Source organism: Acidovorax sp. M2(2025) (assembly GCF_049330835.1).
Classification (GTDB): Bacteria; Pseudomonadota; Gammaproteobacteria; order Burkholderiales; family Burkholderiaceae_C; genus Acidovorax.
In genome coordinates this window covers 2,850,274-2,866,373 of the sequence record NZ_CP186262.1, presented here as the reverse complement: position 1 = coordinate 2,866,373, position 16,100 = coordinate 2,850,274, and the positions used below count along the sequence as shown (strand labels likewise).

Below are 16,100 nucleotides of genomic sequence, written 5' to 3'. Positions count from 1 at the left end.
AATGGCATTGGTAGACATCAAGGTCCCGGACATCGGGGATTTCGACGAAGTCGGCGTGATCGAACTGCTCGTGAAGGTGGGCGACACCGTCAAGGCCGAGCAAAGCCTCATTACCGTGGAGTCCGACAAGGCCTCCATGGAGATCCCGTCCAGCCACGCTGGCGTGATCAAGGAACTGAAGGTCGCGCTGGGCGACAAGGTCAAAGAGGGCTCCGTGATCGCCGTGATCGAGGCGGCCGACGCCGGTGCAGCGGCGGCCCCGGCTGCGGCGCTCGCGCCCGCAGCGGCCCCGGTGGCGGCGCCGGCTGCGGCACCTGCCGCTCCCGCAGCGCCTGCTACAGCGGCCCCTGCCGCCTCCGGCCCCATCGAAGTGCGCGTGCCCGACATCGGCGACTTCAAGGATGTGGCCGTGATCGAGCTGCTGGTCAAGCCCGGCGACACCGTCAAGGTGGAACAGTCCCTGTTCACCGTGGAGTCCGACAAGGCTTCCATGGAAATCCCGTCGCCCGCTGCGGGCGTGCTCAAGGAACTGAAGGTCAAGCTGGGCGACACCGTCAACATCGGTGACCTGGTGGCCGTGCTGGAAGGCGCGGTGTCTGCCGCGCCCGCAGCGGCTGCGCCAGCACCCGTGGCAGCCCCTGCTGCTGCTGCTGCTGCTGCCCCGGCGGCTGCGCCTGCAGCGCCTGCCATGGCGGCTGCTGCACCCGCCGCCGCTGTGGCTGCTACGGCCGCAGCGCCGGCCCACACCCCGGGCAGCGCCCCCCTGGGCCTGCCGCACGCCAGCCCCTCGGTGCGCAAGTTCGCCCGCGAGCTGGGGGTGCCGCTCGAAGAGGTCAAGGGCTCCGGCCCCAAGGGCCGCATCACGGCCGAAGACGTGCAGGCCTTCACCCGGCAGGTGATGACCGGCGCGGTGCAGACCAAGGCCCAGGCGGCGAAGGCCCCTGCAGCGGCCTCCGGCGGTTCCGGCGCGGGCCTGGACCTGCTGCCCTGGCCCAAGGTGGACTTTGCCAAGTTCGGCCCCGTCGAGCGCAAGGACCTCTCGCGCATCAAGAAGATCAGCGGCGCCAACCTGCACCGCAACTGGGTCGTCATCCCGCACGTCACCAACCATGACGACGCGGACATCACCGACCTGGAAGCCTTCCGCGTGCAGTTCAACAAGGAGAACGAGAAGAGCGGCGTCAAGGTCACCATGCTGGCCTTCATGATCAAGGCCGCCGTCGCCGCGCTCAGGAAGTTCCCCGAGTTCAACAGCTCGCTCGACGGCGACCAACTGGTGCTGAAGAACTACTTCCACATCGGCTTTGCGGCCGACACGCCCAACGGCCTGGTGGTGCCTGTCATCAAGGACGCCGACCAGAAGGGCATCGTGCAGATCAGCAAGGAGATGGGCGAACTCGCCGCCAAGGCGCGAGAGGGCAAGCTGGCTCCGGCAGACATGCAGGGCGGCTGCTTCTCCATCAGCTCGCTGGGGGGCATTGGCGGGCGTTACTTCACGCCCATCATCAACGCGCCTGAAGTCGCCATCATGGGCGTGTGCAAGAGCAGCCTGGAGCCCAAGTGGGACGGCAAGCAGTTCGCGCCGCGCCTGATGCTGCCGCTGTCGCTCAGCTGGGACCACCGCGTGATCGACGGCGCCGCAGCCGCACGCTTCAACGTGTACTTTGCCTCGCTGCTGGCGGACTTCCGCCGCATCGTGATGTAACGCGGGGGCACAACACATGGCAATCATCGACATCAAGGTGCCCGACATCGGCGACTTCGCCGAAGTGGGCGTGATCGAAGTGCTGGTCAAGCCCGGCGACGCCATCAAGGCCGAGCAGAGCCTGATCACCGTGGAGTCCGACAAGGCCTCCATGGAGATCCCGTCCAGCCACGCGGGCGTGGTCAAAGAGCTGAAAGTGAAGCTGGGCGACAAGGTCGCCGAAGGCTCCGTCGTCCTCACGCTGGAAGTGGAAGGCGCCGGCGCTGCTCCTGCGGCACCGGTGGCGGCGCCCGCTCCGGCGGCATCTGAGCCAAAAGCGGCTCCAGCGACCGCCACGCAAGCGCAAGCAGCTATCAATCCAGTAGCATCCAGTTTCGGCGGCTCCGCCGATCTGGATTGCGACGTGCTCGTGCTGGGCGGCGGCCCTGGCGGCTATTCGGCCGCCTTCCGCGCGGCCGATCTGGGCCTGAAGGTGGTGCTGGTCGAGCGCTACGCCACCCTGGGCGGCGTGTGCCTGAACGTGGGCTGCATTCCCTCCAAGGCGCTGCTGCACGTGGCGGCTGTGATGGACGAGGTGTCGCACCTCTCCGCCGCGGGCATCGACTTTGGCGCACCGCAGGTCAACGTCGACACGCTGCGCGGCCACAAGGAGAAAGTCATCGGCAAGCTGACCGGCGGCCTGGCCGCCATGGCCAAGATGCGCAAGGTGACGGTGGTGCGGGGCTACGGCCACTTCGTGGGTGCCAACCACCTGGAAGTGGAAGAGACCACCGGCACGGGCCAGGACAAGACCGGCACCACCAAGGTGGTGGCGTTCAAGAAGGCCATCATCGCCGCCGGCAGCCAGGCCGTGCGCCTGCCGTTCATGCCCGACGACCCGCGCGTGGTCGATTCCACCGGCGCGCTGGCGCTGCAGGGTGTCCCCAAGCGCATGCTCATCCTGGGCGGCGGCATCATCGGCCTGGAAATGGGCACCGTGTACAGCACGCTGGGCGCGCGCCTGGATGTGGTCGAGATGATGGACGGCCTGATGCAGGGCGCCGACCGCGACCTGGTCAAGGTGTGGCAGAAGATGAATGCCAAGCGCTTCGACAACATCATGCTCAACACCAAGACGGTGGCGGCCGAGGCCACGCCCGAAGGCATCAAGGTGAGCTTCGCGCCCGCCAAGGACGGCGTGACGGTGCCCGAGCCGCAGGTGTACGACCTGGTGCTGCAAGCCGTGGGCCGCACGCCCAACGGCAAGAAGATTGCCGCTGAAAAGGCCGGCGTGGCCGTCACAGACCGTGGCTTCATCAACGTCGACATCCAGATGCGCACCAACGTGCCGCACATCTTCGCCATCGGCGACATCGTGGGCCAGCCCATGCTGGCGCACAAGGCGGTGCATGAGGCGCACGTGGCGGCAGAGGTCATCGCCGGCGAACTGCAGGGTAACAAGGAGCTGGCCTCCGCCGCGTTCAACGCCCGCGTGATCCCGAGCGTGGCCTACACCGACCCCGAGGTGGCCTGGGTGGGTCTGACGGAAGACCAGGCCAAGGCCCAGGGCATCAAGGTCAAGAAGGGCCTGTTCCCCTGGACGGCCTCCGGCCGTGCCATCGCCAACGGCCGCGACGAGGGCTACACCAAGCTGCTGTTCGACGACTCGCCCGAGGCCCATGGCCACGGCAAGATCCTGGGCGGCGGCATCGTGGGCACGCATGCCGGCGACATGATCGGCGAGATCGCCCTGGCCATCGAGATGGGCGCCGACGCCGTGGACATCGGCAAGACCATCCACCCGCACCCCACGCTGGGCGAAAGCATCGGCATGGCGGCGGAGATTGCGCACGGCAGCTGCACGGACGTGCCGCCGCAAAAAAAGTAGGGGCCTTCTCACCGCCGCCGCCTGCCTGAGATCGCCGCCATGGCCGCCGTCAAGAGGTTCCCCAAAGCCCCCGCCCACCCCGAGCGGGTGTGCTGGGGATGCGACCTCTACTGCCCGGCCAAGTCCATGCGGTGCGGCAACGGATCGGACCGCACCCAGCATCCGGCCGAGCTGTTTGGCGACGACTGGGACCAGTGGGGGCTGGAGGCCGAAGCGGCTTCGCCACCCCCACCCCCACCGTTAGCGGACGCAAACACGTTCTGAGAGGCTTGCACCGTACTGCTTGCACGAAAGCCCGGAGGCGTATCGGTCTCCGGGCTTTTGTTTTCGCCACGCGGCTATGCAGCAGGGCTGTCCACAGGGCTTCACTCCCCCGGGTCGATTGCAAAAACTCTCTCCACTCCCTCACAGCCTGTTGACGATCTTTTGATGTTGCTCAACGGGCCCCATGAAAGATCGTCAACGTGCAAGACCGTCAACGGCTCTTAAGGTTGCCGCCCTAGACTCGGTCGTCTTCCTGGTTCGCGATCCTTGCCCCCCGTGCCTTCCTTCCGTCAGAAACTCTTGGTGATTGCCGGATTGGCATGGGCCGCGGTCGCCACCCCGGTACAGGCCGCCGACCGGTGCACGGACGGCCGCCGCCAGTCGCCCCTCGCCATCGAGCAAACCACCCCGCGGGCCTTGCCCGCCTTGCAGTTTGACTACCACCCTTTCCCGCCCGTGCTGGCAAACGACGGCCACACCCTGCGCGTGCGGGCGGCCAAGGGCAGTGCGCTGGTGGTGGGGGGCGAACGGTATGCCTTGCAGCAGGTGCATTTCCACACCCCGGGGGGTGACCGGGTGGGCGGCGAGACCTTCCCCCTGTCGGCCCACCTGTTGCACAGGGGGCCCAAAGGCCAGCTGCTGGCGGTGGCGCTGATGTTCCGGCTGGGGCAGCCTCATCCACTGCTGGAGCGCTTGTTCAGCCACATTCCCGCCCCCGGTGCCTCGGTGGCGGGAGAGGGCGTGCCCCAGGTCAACCCTGCCGACCTGCTGCCCGCGCAGCGGGGCTACTACCGCTACGTGGGCTCGGAAACCGCGCCCCCATGCGCCGAAGGGGTGGACTGGATCATCCTGCGCCAGCCCGTGGAGGTGTCGGCGGCGCAACTGGCCCTGTGGAAAAGCCGGTTTGCCGACAACATGCGCGCCGCCCAACCCCAGAATGGCCGCCCCGTGCTGGAAAGCCTGCCTTGAACCGTCTTCTTCTTTTCTTGTTTTGTTGGTGATTCCCATGCCTGTTCAACCCTCCCTGAAAACCTCTTTGGCGACAGCGCTCGCCCTGGCCTTGTCGCTGGGCTCCGTCGCCTTCGCCCAAACCAAACCTAACCGCTACACCACCACGGGGGTGGCGGTGTCGGTCACGCCCGAAATGACCGGGGCCGGCGCGGTCTCCAGCGGCGTGACGCTGCCCAAGCCCCCGCCGGTCACCGGCAGCCGGGCCAATCCCGTGGCGCACTGGGGCAAGCCGCTGCCGTACCCCATCGTCATTGCCGACCGCCGCAACAACCGTTTGATCGAGGTCACGCCTGACAAGCGCATCGTGTGGGAGTTTGCGTCGCCCGACCTCAAGGTCTACCGGGGCAACGAGGATGTGAACTTCTCCGCCGACGGCAGGCAACTGGCTGTGAGCGAGGAAGACAACTTCGACCTTCACCTGGTGGACTACGAAAACAAGGCCATTACCTGGACCTACGGCATCCCCGACCACCGCGGCAGCGGCCCCAACCTGCTGAACTACCCGGACGACGCCCACCTGCTGGCCGACGGCAAAGTCATCACCGCCGACATCCGCAACTGCCGCATCCTGGTCATCGACCCCAAGACCCAGGAGATTGCCACCCAGTTCGGCACCACCGGCAAGTGCGAGCACAAGCCGCCGCAGCTGCTGGCCTACCCCAACGGGGCCACGCCTCTGGAGAACGGCGACCTGCTGTTTACCGAAATTTCCGGGTCATGGATTTCGCGGGTCACCCGCGACGGCGTGGTGAAGTGGTCGGTGCGAGCGCCCAACGTGCGCTACCCGTCCGACGCCTTCCCCACCGTGGACGGCAAGCAGGTCATCGTGGCCGACTTTTCCAAGCCCGGGCGCGTGGTGATCTTCGACCCCGCCACCGGCAAGGCCACCTGGGAGTACTTTGTGAAGGAAGGCGAGGGCATGCTGGACCACAGCTCCATCGCCCGCGAACTGCCGCACACCGGCGACATCCTGGTGGTGGACGACCTGAACGACCGCGTCATCGTCATCGACCGGCAGACCCGCCAGATCATCTGGCAGTACGGCGAAAAGAACAAAAAGGGCCACACCCCCGGCCTGCTGAACTACCCCGACGGCGTGGACCTGGACGTGTTCCGCGACTGGAAGGCTGCGGCCAAATGATGCCCCGCCGCCCGCTGGCCCCGCATGCACGGCCTCCGGCGGGCGTTTCGCGCCTCGGTTTTTGAGACGCAAAGCGGGTATCGCTGGGCCACGTGTACACCGCCAGCGTGCCATCCAACCCACGACATCTCCACCTACCTGGGCAACCGCTTCCACCCCAAGGGGCCGCGCATCGACCACATCGCACTGAAAGGCATTACCCGTGGCCTGGCCTACCAGTGCCGCAAGCAACTGCGGCACTTCATGCTGCGCGATGGGGCGGGACTCAATAGGGTGCTGCGTGTCTTCCTGCGGGTAAGTGTGAAAACGCTGCAGACACACTGCGCCGGTGCCCTGCTGACGGGTGAAACCTGCACATTGGTGCAGTAGCGTTCATCCACCGTTTCGGCTCCAGCCTGAACGAGAGCACGTTCTCCTTGCGCGTCTGCTGGTTGTGGGGTGTTTGAGGAGCTTGCAGAATCCGATGCGCCGGGGTGTCATCGCCTCGCCGGGCGAGACACAATACGCCGCTTCATTTCAAACAATGGTATTTGGCTGCATGCCTGCACAGGAGCTGCTTTGAGCGATTTCGATCGATATCAATATGCCTTTGATCCCGACGGCGATGAACTGGCGGCCCGCCTGATTCGCCGCCTGCCTGAGCGCGCTACGGTCCTGGAGCTCGGGCCCGGGCCTGGTGTCATGACCAAGGTGATGATCGACAAGGGTTACCAGGTCACGGTGGTGGAAATCGATGCAGCCTATGCAGAGATCTTGCAAGGCATGGGGGCTGAAACGATCATTGCGAACCTTGAGGAGCCGCATTGGATGGCGCAACTGCAGGGGCGTCGTTTTGATGCAGTGATGGCCTGTGACGTTCTGGAGCATCTTCGGTCTCCAGAACGTGTGCTAGAGGCATTGCGCGCGTGCACGCAGCCTCAAGGGCGGCTCATCGTTTCCGTGCCAAATATTGCCTACATGGGTGTGGTTGCCGGGCTTGTTCACGGTGTGTTTGACTACACGGCGGCGGGGCTGTTGGACCATACCCATTTGCGGTTCTTCACCAGGCGCAGTCTGGAGCGGCTGCTGTGGCAGACGGGCTGGTCACCGAACTACTGGGAGTCGTATCCGTTTCCGGTGGAACAAAGCGAGTTTGCGCGCTTTTGGGGGGCTCTGACGGACGCCCAGCGACAATGTCTGGTGGTTGGCGGTGCGGACTCCGACGTCTACGAGTGGATGGCCGTAGCGTGCCTGTCCGAGTGCGGGCCTGCATTGGCGCTGCGGGATGCCCAAGTTCTTGCTGACAAGGCTTGTGACGACCTTCAGGCACTGCAATTGGTGCACGCGCAAGAGCATGCCTCCCTGCTGGAGCACCAAAAGGCGTTTGCGCAGGCGCGCGACATCATCGCGGAACAGCAGCGCGAGATTGCAGTGCTGCGTGGCTCTGCCGCGGGGGCGACGCTCTCGGTGGCCAGATTTCTGAACGAACCCCGGAATGGCGTGCGGCGACTGTTGCAGTCAATACGGAGACGCTTGGGATGACAGCGACCCTGGCTTCGCAGCGGGCTGTCCTTGCATGCAGGACCGCTGCGAAGCGTTTGGCAGCACACCTGGAGAGCAAACGACCCGGGTCTTCGGTCCGGCTTCAGGTCAGCTAACGGTTCAACATACCGTTGCCCGGTTCTCTGGTGAGAGACCAAGGATCCGTTTTCTCATCGTTAGGGCGGCAGTGCGAAGACGTCCGTGAAAGTGGTGGAAAATAGCAGACTTTGTGCCGTAAACGCACCGCGTAGCAGCACATTCTTTCGGCTTTCCCTTTGTTTGCTCCCCTGAGCCAGTCCATGCAAGACGTTCAAAACTCCAAGATCTCTGTCGAGAAGATCGGCGGCACTTCCATGACCGCCTTTGGCGATGTGCTGCGCCACATCATGCTGCACGATCCCCAGCGCATCTACGGCCGGATCTACGTCGTGTCGGCCTACTCGGGGGTGACGAACCAGCTGCTGGAGCACAAGAAGACGGGCGAGCGCGGCATCTACGCCCTGTTTGCCGAGGGCAAGGGCTACCAGGACGCGCTGACCCAGCTGGCCGCCAGCCTCAAGAAGCTCAATGCGGGCTATGCCGATCTGGGCCTTCCGCTGGATGTGGCCGATGCCTTCATCGACCAGCGCATCGGCCAGGCGCGTGAGTACCTGAACGCCATGCAGCACGTGCTGGCCAGCGGCTACCTGAGCCGCAAGGATGTGCTGCTGGCGGCACGCGAGGTGCTTGCTTCCATTGGCGAGTCGCACAGCGCGTTCAATTCGGTCGAGATACTCAAGGCCAACGGCGTGAAAGCCGTGCTGATGGACCTGGCCGGCTTCAACGACAACGAAGCCTGGACGATCGACGAGCGCATCGCCCACAGCTTCAAGGGCCTGGACCTCTCCGACAAGGTGGTGGTGGCCACAGGCTACACCAAGGGCACCGAAGGCATCATGCGCGAATTCGACCGCGGCTACTCCGAGGTCACGTTCAGCAAGATCGCGGTGGAAGTGCGCCCCGCCGAGGCCGTGATCCACAAGGAGTTCCACCTCTCGTCCGCCGACCCCAATCTGGTGGGCCTGGAAAACGCCATCGTGGTGGGCGCCACCAACTATGACGTGGCCGACCAGCTGGCCGACGTGGGCATGGAAGCCATCCACCCCAAGGCCGCCAAGCCCATGGAGCTGGCGGGCATTCCCATCCGCCTGAAGAACACCTTCGAGCCCGACCACCCCGGCACGCTCATCACCAAGGACTTCGTGGGCGAGCGCGCGCGTGTGGAGATCGTCACCGGCACCGACAAGGTCACGCTGATCGAGATCCACGACCCGAGCATGGTGGGCACCGTGGGCTTTGATGCCGGCCTGATGAACGTGTTCTGCCAGCATGGCGTGAGCTACATCCTGAAGGCGACCAACGCCAACTCCATCGCCCACCTGGTGTGGGACAACCAGGTCACGCCCGCGCTCGTGGCCGAGCTGCAGGAGGCCTACCAGGTCGTGACGATCAAGCCCAGCGCCATCGTGTGCGCCATCGGCTCCAACATCAGCATCCCCGGCGTGCTGGCCAAGGCGGCGCAGGCGTTGGCCGACGCCGAGGTCAACGTGAACTGCGTGTCGCAAACCCTGCGCCAGGTGAACATGCAGTTTGTGATCGAACGCGAGGACTACAAGACCGCGATCAAGGCGCTGAACCTGGCGCTGTGCGTCAACTCGGGCACCCCGGTTCCCCGCGCCTGAAAGGGGCTTGGCCGCTTTCACCTGGAGCCCGCCTTGTGCGGGCTTTTTTTCTTTTTGCGTCGCCCGCAACCGCAGGGCCCGCAAACGCGGCGCCCTCCCTGCGCTGGTTTCTGCCGGGCGGGATGCCCGCGCAGTGACGAAACCAGGGCCATTGCCAACTATTTCCGCGAGCTGCCTTTCAGGCGGCAGGGGCTTCGTCGCAAACAGGTTTGCCCAAACTATCATGCCTCCTTGCAGCCCGGCTGTTGGCCGTGCCGACGATACAACCCTGGGGAGGTTCATGCAGAAATTTAGCGCTCATATCCGGCTCCTGCGCCACGCCTTGGCAGGGGCGGCGGTCGTTCTCCTGCATGCGTGCGGCGGTTCCGGCAGTGGCTCAGATCCCGGCAATCCGCCTCCCGGGGGCGCTGGAAAAATGGCGTTGCTGGCCGGTGACGTGGGCGGCTTGGGCAATCTGGACGGTCCGCGCGGCGCGGCCACGTTCTATGGCGTTCAGGGCTTCGCAGTGGATCCTGCAGGGAACCTGCTCGTGGCCGAAAGCGGCAACCATGCGCTGCGCAAGATCACGCCCGAAGGAACCGTCAGTACCGTGGCGGGCGGCGACATGACCAGCGCTTTTGCGGATGGTCCAGGCGCTTCCGCCAAGTTTTTGAATCCGCAATTTGTCGCAGCCGACGCCAGTGGCAATGCGTATGTGTCAGACAACGGAGACTACCTCCGGAAGGTGACGCCAGCAGGCTTGGTGAGCACGCTGGCCAACGTCGGGGCGGACGTGGGGTGCCCCGCAACCTGCACCAGGTACAAGCCTTTGACGGTGGACACCGCGGGCACCATTTACTTCGTTGCGAACAACACGTTGCGCAAACTGGGGGGCGACGGGCAGGCCGTGACGGTGGTGGACGCCATCAGTTCCCAGGGCATTGCTACGCCTGCGTTCTCGTTCGTCTATCTGCCTTCCAGTCTGGTTGCCGATAGCAAGGGCAACGTTTTCATCGCCGACCGCAACCAACCCGTGGTCCGCAAGGTGGCGCCCACGGGCGCGATGTCGGTGTTTGCGGGCAATGCGGCGGCTGCAGGCCTGGTTGACGGCCAGGGCACGGATGCGCGCTTCACGGAGCTTCAGGCCGTCGTGCGGGATGGTTCGGACAATCTGTATGTTCTGGAAGGCAACGGCGCCATCCGCAAGATCACGCCCGCCGGCCAGGTCTCCACCGTGCGCCAGCCCACGCAAAACTGGGCTTCCGGCTGGTCCTATAGCCCGACAGGGTTTGCGCGGGATGCAGCGGGCAACTATTTCTTGTCCGCACTGGGTAGCAGTCAGAACGCTGCGGTGTTGGGCAACCCCGCGATCCTGAAAGTGGACGCTCAGGGTGTTGAAAGCGCCTATGCTGGCTCACGGGGCTGGGTGGGCGATGCCGATGGCGAGGGCAGTGCGGCGCGGTTTTCGGATCCACGCAGCCCGGCGGTCGACCCCAGCGGCAACGTGGTGGTGCTCGACCGTTTCACCGACCCCAACACCCAGTTGCTGGACCACTTGGCCGAGTCTTTCTACCTGCGCCGCATTGCGCCCGCTGGCCGCACGACCACCTTGGTGCGCATGCCCGACTTCAACGATGGCATGGCGGGAACTGCGGTGGACAAGCAGGGCAACACCTACGTGGGGGGTGGCAGGCGCATTCGTGTGGTGGCTCCCGATGGCAGCGTCAAGGTCTTTTTTGAAGGGGGTGAAGGCCTGCCCGACGGCTTGAAAGTGCTGGCGCTGGACGGCACGGGTTCCGTCTACGTGGCCGCCGGCTTCATGGAGCCCATGGCAGGCTCGCCCATCTATGTCCCTACCCGGCAGTACAGCGCCATCTACAAAATCGGTGCGAACGGAACCGTTCAGAGGCTTGCGGGCCAAGCGGGCGTGCGAGGCCATGTGGATGGTGCGGGCGGTTCAGCGCAGTTCTCCTCGATTGGCGGCGGCACGGTGGACTCGGCGGGCAACCTTTACGTTGCAGACAAGGGCAACCATGTGATCCGCAAGATCACTCCCGCAGGCGCGGTGAGCACCCTGGCAGGCCAGCCCGGCGTGGCAGGCCACAGCGATGGGTCGCCAGCGCAAGCGAAGTTCTGGCAACCCGTGGATGTCAAGGCCGACGCGCAGGACAACCTGTATGTCGCGGACCGCAACAATGCCGTGGTTCGGAAAATCAGTGCCGGCGTGCGGGTGGGCACCGTGGTCGGGACGCCCGGCAAATATGGCTTTGCGCCGGGCGCGCTGCCCGGGGTGATTCCTCCGCCAGAAGGCATCGCGGTGAACGGCTCCTCTCTGTACATCACCACACGCAACGGCGTGGTGCGGGTCGATTTGTAAACAGGCGCGTAGCCTAGTGGGCGGGGCGCTGCCGGGCCTGTGGTCAGCCCGGCGCCACGCGCACCGGTGCCCCTGCGGCTTCCAGCGCCTTGCGCGTGCGCGGTGGCGTGCCCGCGGGCACCACCAACCCTGCCAACGCCGTGAGCGGGGCCACGGTAAAGGCCGAGGCGGCGCCCAGCTTGTCGGACGACGCCAGCACCACGGTTTCGGCCGCGCGGCGGTGCAGGGCGCGCTTGACGGCGGCCTCTTCGAAATCGCCCGTGGTGAGGCCGGCTTCGGCATGCACGCCGGTCACGCCCATCAGGTACAGGTCGGCGTGCAGCTGGGCTGCCGCCTCGACCACGGTGGCGCCGACGTTCACCATCGAATGGCGGAACAGCCGGCCCCCCAGCATCAGCACCTCGATACCGGTGTGCGCGGCCAGCGCCGCGGCCACCGTGGGGCTGTGCGTGACGACCGTGGCCTGCAGGTGCAGCGGCAGGTGCTGCACCACCTGCAGGGACGTGGTGCCGCCGTCCAGGATCACCACCTGGCCGGGCTGCACCAGCGCCGCACCGGCGCGGCCCAGGGCGCGTTTTTCCTCCGGCGCCAGTTGCTCGCGCACCTGCAGGTTGCCCGTGGCCGCCGAGGCGGGCAGGGCGCCGCCGTGCACCCGCTGCAGCAGGCCTTCGGCTGCCAGCTCCCGCAGGTCGCGCCGCACGGTGTCTTCGGAGACGCCGAGCTCCTCGCTCAAGGCCTTGGCGATGACCTGGCCGTTCTGGCGCAGGCGTTCCAGGATGAGTTGTTTGCGTTGGGTGGTTAGCATGGGGCGAAAGGAGACGGGGCGCGCGGCAGATGCAGAAGCACCGGGGCTTGCCTGAAATTGCATGTTTGTGCATGATATTGCACGAATCAACGGGGTGCAAACCGATATGTCCGATGCCCGCTCTCGCCCAACTTCTTCACCCGCCCCTGCGGCCAGCCCCCACCGCCCGGTTCCCGCGCCGGTGCCCGCCAGCACGGAGCGGGTGCGGCTGCACGCGGTGCAGACGCTGTCCGACCACTGGTACACGCTGCGCAAGGTGACCTTCGACCTGCGCCGCCGCGACGGGCAATGGCAGACCTTGTCGCGCGAGGCCTACGACCGGGGCAATGGCGCGGCACTGCTGCTGTTCGACCCGCGCCGGCGCACGGTGGTGCTCACGCGCCAGTTCCGGTTGCCCGCGTTCCTCAACGGCTCCGCCGACGGCATGCTGGTGGAGGCCTGCGCCGGCCTGCTGGACGGCGACGACCCGGAAACCTGCATCCGGCGCGAGGCCGAGGAGGAAACCGGCTACCGCGTGCGGCAGCCTCGCAAGGTGTTCGAGGTCTACATGAGCCCGGGGTCGGTGACCGAGAAGCTGCACTTCTTCGTGGCGGAGTACGAACCGTCCGACCGGGTTTTGGCCGGTGGCGGCATGCAGGAGGAGGGCGAAGACATCGAGGTCATCGAGATGCCGCTGGACGAGGCGCTGGCGGGCATCGCCAGCGGCAGGATTCAGGACGGCAAGACCGTCATGCTGCTGCAGCATGTAGCGCTGCAGCGGTGATTGCTATCAGTTGAATAGCTTATAGCGCTTGATGGGCGGGCGCTGGAGGCCGATTTTTCATCAAAGGCCTTTGGTGGCCCCGAAGGGCCGCGGATTAGGCCTTCTTGAACAGCCCATAGATCACCAGCAGCACGATGGCGCCGATGACCGATGCAATCCAGCCTGCGGGCGTACCGGCTGCGTACCAGCCCATGGCCGTGCCGGCATAGCTGGCTACAAGGGAGCCGGCGACACCCAGCACGGTGGTCATGATCCAGCCGAGGCTGTCGTTGCCCGGCTTCACGGCGCGCGCGATGAGCCCGACGATGAAGCCGACGACGATGGTTCCGAGGATAGACAGCATGTAATTCCTTCAAGGGGCGCGGCGGCCCGGAAGTGGGCTTGCCGTTTCTCACTGTACCGGCGTGAAGGGGCCGCCAGGCGCTCGAAGCCTGTTAAAAATCTTTTCCTGTGCGCCTCTCAGGGCCGCGCCAGCCGCAGCGGCTCCCCGACGCGCTCGCGCGCCACGTCCTGCGGGTGGAAGGCATCTGCGGCGTGACGCCGGGCGCCTACTGGCAGCGCTTCAAGCTGCGCACCGCGCGCAGGCAGTGGTTGGTGACGGATGCCGGGCCGGGGCGATAATCGGCGGGTGCTATTAATTCAGTAGCTGCTGGTGCAGCGTGTGCAAGCGCCACGGCCCATTTTTGTTTCAGTCCTTCTTGAACCCCGGTCCACCTTCCATGCAAGCCCTGCTCGACGCCATTGCGGCCATGCCCCTGCCCACCGACGCGGCGCGCATCTTCCACGGCCGGGGCGGGCGGCACCCGGGCTGCGAGCAGTGGTCGCTGGACGCCTACCCGCCGGTCTTCGTGCTGACCAGCTTTGCACCGGTGACCGAGCCGGAACTGGCCACCCTGGGCGCGGCTCTGCAGGCCCGCTGGGCGCAGATCGCCCCGGCGGGCGAGCCGCTGAACTGGGTGTTCCAGCACCGCGGCGAGGCCTTGCGGTCGGAAGGCCGCAGCGAGACGCGCCTGATGGCCGGCGCCGCGCCCGACCCGCACACCGTGACCGAGGCGGGGGCCCGCTACCGCGTGCAGGTGCTGCGCGGGCAGAACCACGGCCTTTTTCTGGACATGGCCGAAGGCCGGCGCTGGGTGCGCGAGCATGTGGCCGCCCGCCGTGGCGAGCGCCCGGGGCTGAAGGTGCTGAACCTGTTTGCCTACACCTGCGCATTCTCGGTGGTGGCGCTGCAGGCGGGTGCGCGCCAGGTGGTCAACGTGGACATGAGCCACGGGGCCATCGGCACCGGCCAGCAAAACCACCAGCTCAACGGCCTTGCGGCCGGCGCCAGCTTTCTGGCCCACGACATCTTCAGCAGCTGGGGCAAGATCACGCGCAGCGGGCCCTACGGCCTTGTCATCGTGGACCCGCCCAGCTACCAGAAGGGCAGCTTCGTGGCCACCAAGGACTACGCCCGCCTGATCCGGCGCCTGCCCGACCTGCTGGCGCCCGGCGGCCATGCGCTGCTGTGCCTGAACGCGCCGGAGCTGGACACCGCCTTCCTGCAGCAGCAGGTGCGTGAACTGGCGCCCGAGCTGGCGTTCGTGGAGCGCGTGGCCAACCCCGCCGTGTTCGCGGACGCGCAGCCGGAGCGGGCGCTGAAGGTGCTGGTGTATGCCGCGCCAGCGTTGTGAGGCGGCAAGCCCGGCCGCCTGGCAAAGAAGCCATTGGCGATTTCGGCTTTGGGCCTTTGCGGGGGCATCTGATATTCTTCGCGGCACTTTGACGGGCGCAACGGGCATCGCGACGGTGGGCGCTCCACCGGTTTCTTTCGGCGGCGTATGGTTCGATTTTTCCTGATTTTCATTGCCGTGCTGGCAGTCCTCTTTCGCATCGACATGCTGGACGACGTGCAGCGCGTGGCCGTAGAGCCCTGGACCAGCCTGCTGGCCACGGCCAGCGCCGCGCTCATGACGCCGCTGGACTCCGACGTGGCGCACCACGGCCGCATCCTGATGAGCAAGGCCACCGGCTTTGCCGTCTCCATCGAGGCGGGCTGCAACGGGGTGGAGGCCGCCATCATCCTGATCGCGGGCATGATCGCCTTTCCCTCGCGCTGGATCCACAAGCTGGCGGGCATCGCCATCGGCATTGCCGCCGTGCAGGTGGTGAACCTGCTGCGCATCATCAGCCTGTACTACCTGGGCAAGTGGAACATGGCCGTGTTCGAGTTTGCCCACCTGTACCTCTGGCAGGCGCTCATCATGCTGGACGTGCTGGTGGTCTGGATGCTCTGGATCCGCTGGATCGCCCGCCAGACGCCACCCCCTTCCGACCAACCTCCCGTTGCCCATGCAGCTTAGTTCGCTCGGCCGTTTCCTGCTGGTGGCCATCGCCAGCCTGCTGTGCCTCATGCCCCTGTGGTACTACCTGTCGGCCCAGTTCTCCGTGCCCGTGTTCTTCATGGCCGGCGAGGCGGCTTCCTCCCTCTTTGACTGGGCGCTGAGCTACACGCGCAACGAGACCGTGGGGGTGCTGAACACCACGCTCAAGGTGGTGTCGGTGCAGAACGGCCAGTTCCGTTCGGGCAAGCTCGCGCCCATGGTGGACTACCGCATGCTGGGCTACGGCATCGTGATCCTGTGGGCCTTGCTGCTGGCCTCGTTCCCCCGCCACTGGGGGCGCAAGCTGCTCATCGGCTCCCTGGCCATGCTGCCGGTGCAGGCCCTGAACGTGGCCGTGCAGTGGTGCAACGATGTCCTCAACCGCGCCGGCCCCGAAGTGTTCGTGCAGACCGGCTCGCCCCAGTGGGTGGCCGACGTGGTGGCTTTCCTCTACCACTTCAACCTGTTCATCTTCACGGCGCTGGCGCCGGTGCTGCTGTGGCTGTGGCTGGACCGCGAGTACCTGGCCAAGCTGCGGGAGCAGGCGCGCGCCGCCATGGCCGTGCGCCAGGCTTCGTAGCCA

The 16,100-nt window shown here is 66.0% G+C and carries 15 protein-coding genes; 13 read left to right on the top strand and 2 right to left on the bottom strand.

Features of this window, described 5'->3' with window-relative positions; all coding sequences use genetic code 11:
- The first annotated feature begins 1 nt into the window (after window position 1).
- From aceF to ACOYR3_RS13280, 9 genes are all read left to right on the top strand, one after another.
- Window positions 2-1,705, top strand: a complete 1,704-nt coding sequence (aceF, locus tag ACOYR3_RS13320; protein WP_422842852.1) for a dihydrolipoyllysine-residue acetyltransferase — start codon at window positions 2-4, stop codon at window positions 1,703-1,705.
- Between the two features lie 16 nt (window positions 1,706-1,721).
- Window positions 1,722-3,572, top strand: a complete 1,851-nt coding sequence (lpdA, locus tag ACOYR3_RS13315) for a dihydrolipoyl dehydrogenase (RefSeq protein ID WP_422842851.1) — start codon at window positions 1,722-1,724, stop codon at window positions 3,570-3,572.
- Window positions 3,573-3,611: 39 nt separating this feature from the next.
- On the top strand, window positions 3,612-3,836 hold the full coding sequence (locus ACOYR3_RS13310; protein WP_422842850.1) for a DUF3079 domain-containing protein: 225 nt from the start codon (window positions 3,612-3,614) through the stop codon (window positions 3,834-3,836).
- A gap of 276 nt (window positions 3,837-4,112) precedes the next feature.
- Window positions 4,113-4,805, top strand: a complete 693-nt coding sequence (locus tag ACOYR3_RS13305; RefSeq protein ID WP_422842849.1) for a carbonic anhydrase — start codon at window positions 4,113-4,115, stop codon at window positions 4,803-4,805.
- 67 nt (window positions 4,806-4,872) lie between these two features.
- Entirely contained in the window at window positions 4,873-5,988 is a 1,116-nt protein-coding gene (locus ACOYR3_RS13300; RefSeq protein WP_422842848.1) for a PQQ-binding-like beta-propeller repeat protein, read from the top strand.
- 24 nt (window positions 5,989-6,012) lie between these two features.
- Entirely contained in the window at window positions 6,013-6,357 is a 345-nt protein-coding gene (locus tag ACOYR3_RS13295) for a hypothetical protein (protein ID WP_422842847.1), read from the top strand.
- A gap of 189 nt (window positions 6,358-6,546) precedes the next feature.
- On the top strand, window positions 6,547-7,509 hold the full coding sequence (locus ACOYR3_RS13290; protein ID WP_422842846.1) for a class I SAM-dependent methyltransferase: 963 nt from the start codon (window positions 6,547-6,549) through the stop codon (window positions 7,507-7,509).
- 299 nt (window positions 7,510-7,808) lie between these two features.
- The gene (locus ACOYR3_RS13285; RefSeq protein ID WP_422842845.1) at window positions 7,809-9,230 is read left to right on the top strand and encodes an aspartate kinase; all 1,422 of its coding nucleotides are present in this window, start codon (window positions 7,809-7,811) and stop codon (window positions 9,228-9,230) included.
- Window positions 9,231-9,510: 280 nt separating this feature from the next.
- Window positions 9,511-11,586, top strand: coding sequence for a hypothetical protein (locus ACOYR3_RS13280; RefSeq protein WP_422842844.1), 2,076 nt, complete (start codon window positions 9,511-9,513; stop codon window positions 11,584-11,586).
- A gap of 43 nt (window positions 11,587-11,629) precedes the next feature.
- Here the strand turns inward: ACOYR3_RS13280 and ACOYR3_RS13275 are convergent, their stop codons facing one another.
- Window positions 11,630-12,391 carry a DeoR/GlpR family DNA-binding transcription regulator gene (locus ACOYR3_RS13275; RefSeq protein ID WP_422842843.1) on the bottom strand — a complete coding sequence of 254 codons (762 nt, stop codon included), beginning with the start codon at window positions 12,389-12,391 and terminating at the stop codon, window positions 11,630-11,632.
- A 106-nt stretch (window positions 12,392-12,497) separates the two neighbouring features.
- Between ACOYR3_RS13275 and ACOYR3_RS13270 the strand changes: the two genes are divergently transcribed.
- A complete protein-coding gene (locus tag ACOYR3_RS13270; RefSeq protein ID WP_422842842.1) occupies window positions 12,498-13,154 on the top strand; it encodes an NUDIX domain-containing protein in 657 nt (218 codons plus the stop codon).
- A 94-nt stretch (window positions 13,155-13,248) separates the two neighbouring features.
- Here ACOYR3_RS13270 and ACOYR3_RS13265 read toward each other — a convergent pair whose 3' ends face one another.
- Window positions 13,249-13,497, bottom strand: coding sequence for a GlsB/YeaQ/YmgE family stress response membrane protein (locus ACOYR3_RS13265; RefSeq protein WP_422842841.1), 249 nt, complete (start codon window positions 13,495-13,497; stop codon window positions 13,249-13,251).
- A gap of 376 nt (window positions 13,498-13,873) precedes the next feature.
- On the opposite strand from ACOYR3_RS13265, the gene ACOYR3_RS13260 reads away from it, so the two are divergent.
- The 3 genes from ACOYR3_RS13260 (at window position 13,874) to ACOYR3_RS13250 (ending at window position 16,097) form a co-directional block, all read left to right on the top strand.
- A complete protein-coding gene (locus tag ACOYR3_RS13260; protein WP_422842840.1) occupies window positions 13,874-14,827 on the top strand; it encodes a class I SAM-dependent methyltransferase in 954 nt (317 codons plus the stop codon).
- Between the two features lie 147 nt (window positions 14,828-14,974).
- A complete protein-coding gene (gene xrtH, locus ACOYR3_RS13255; RefSeq protein WP_422842839.1) occupies window positions 14,975-15,496 on the top strand; it encodes an exosortase H in 522 nt (173 codons plus the stop codon).
- The gene (locus tag ACOYR3_RS13250; protein WP_422842838.1) at window positions 15,486-16,097 is read left to right on the top strand and encodes an exosortase H-associated membrane protein; all 612 of its coding nucleotides are present in this window, start codon (window positions 15,486-15,488) and stop codon (window positions 16,095-16,097) included. The genes xrtH and ACOYR3_RS13250 overlap by 11 nt, the downstream gene beginning before the upstream one ends.
- The last annotated feature ends 3 nt before the right edge of the window (window positions 16,098-16,100 follow it).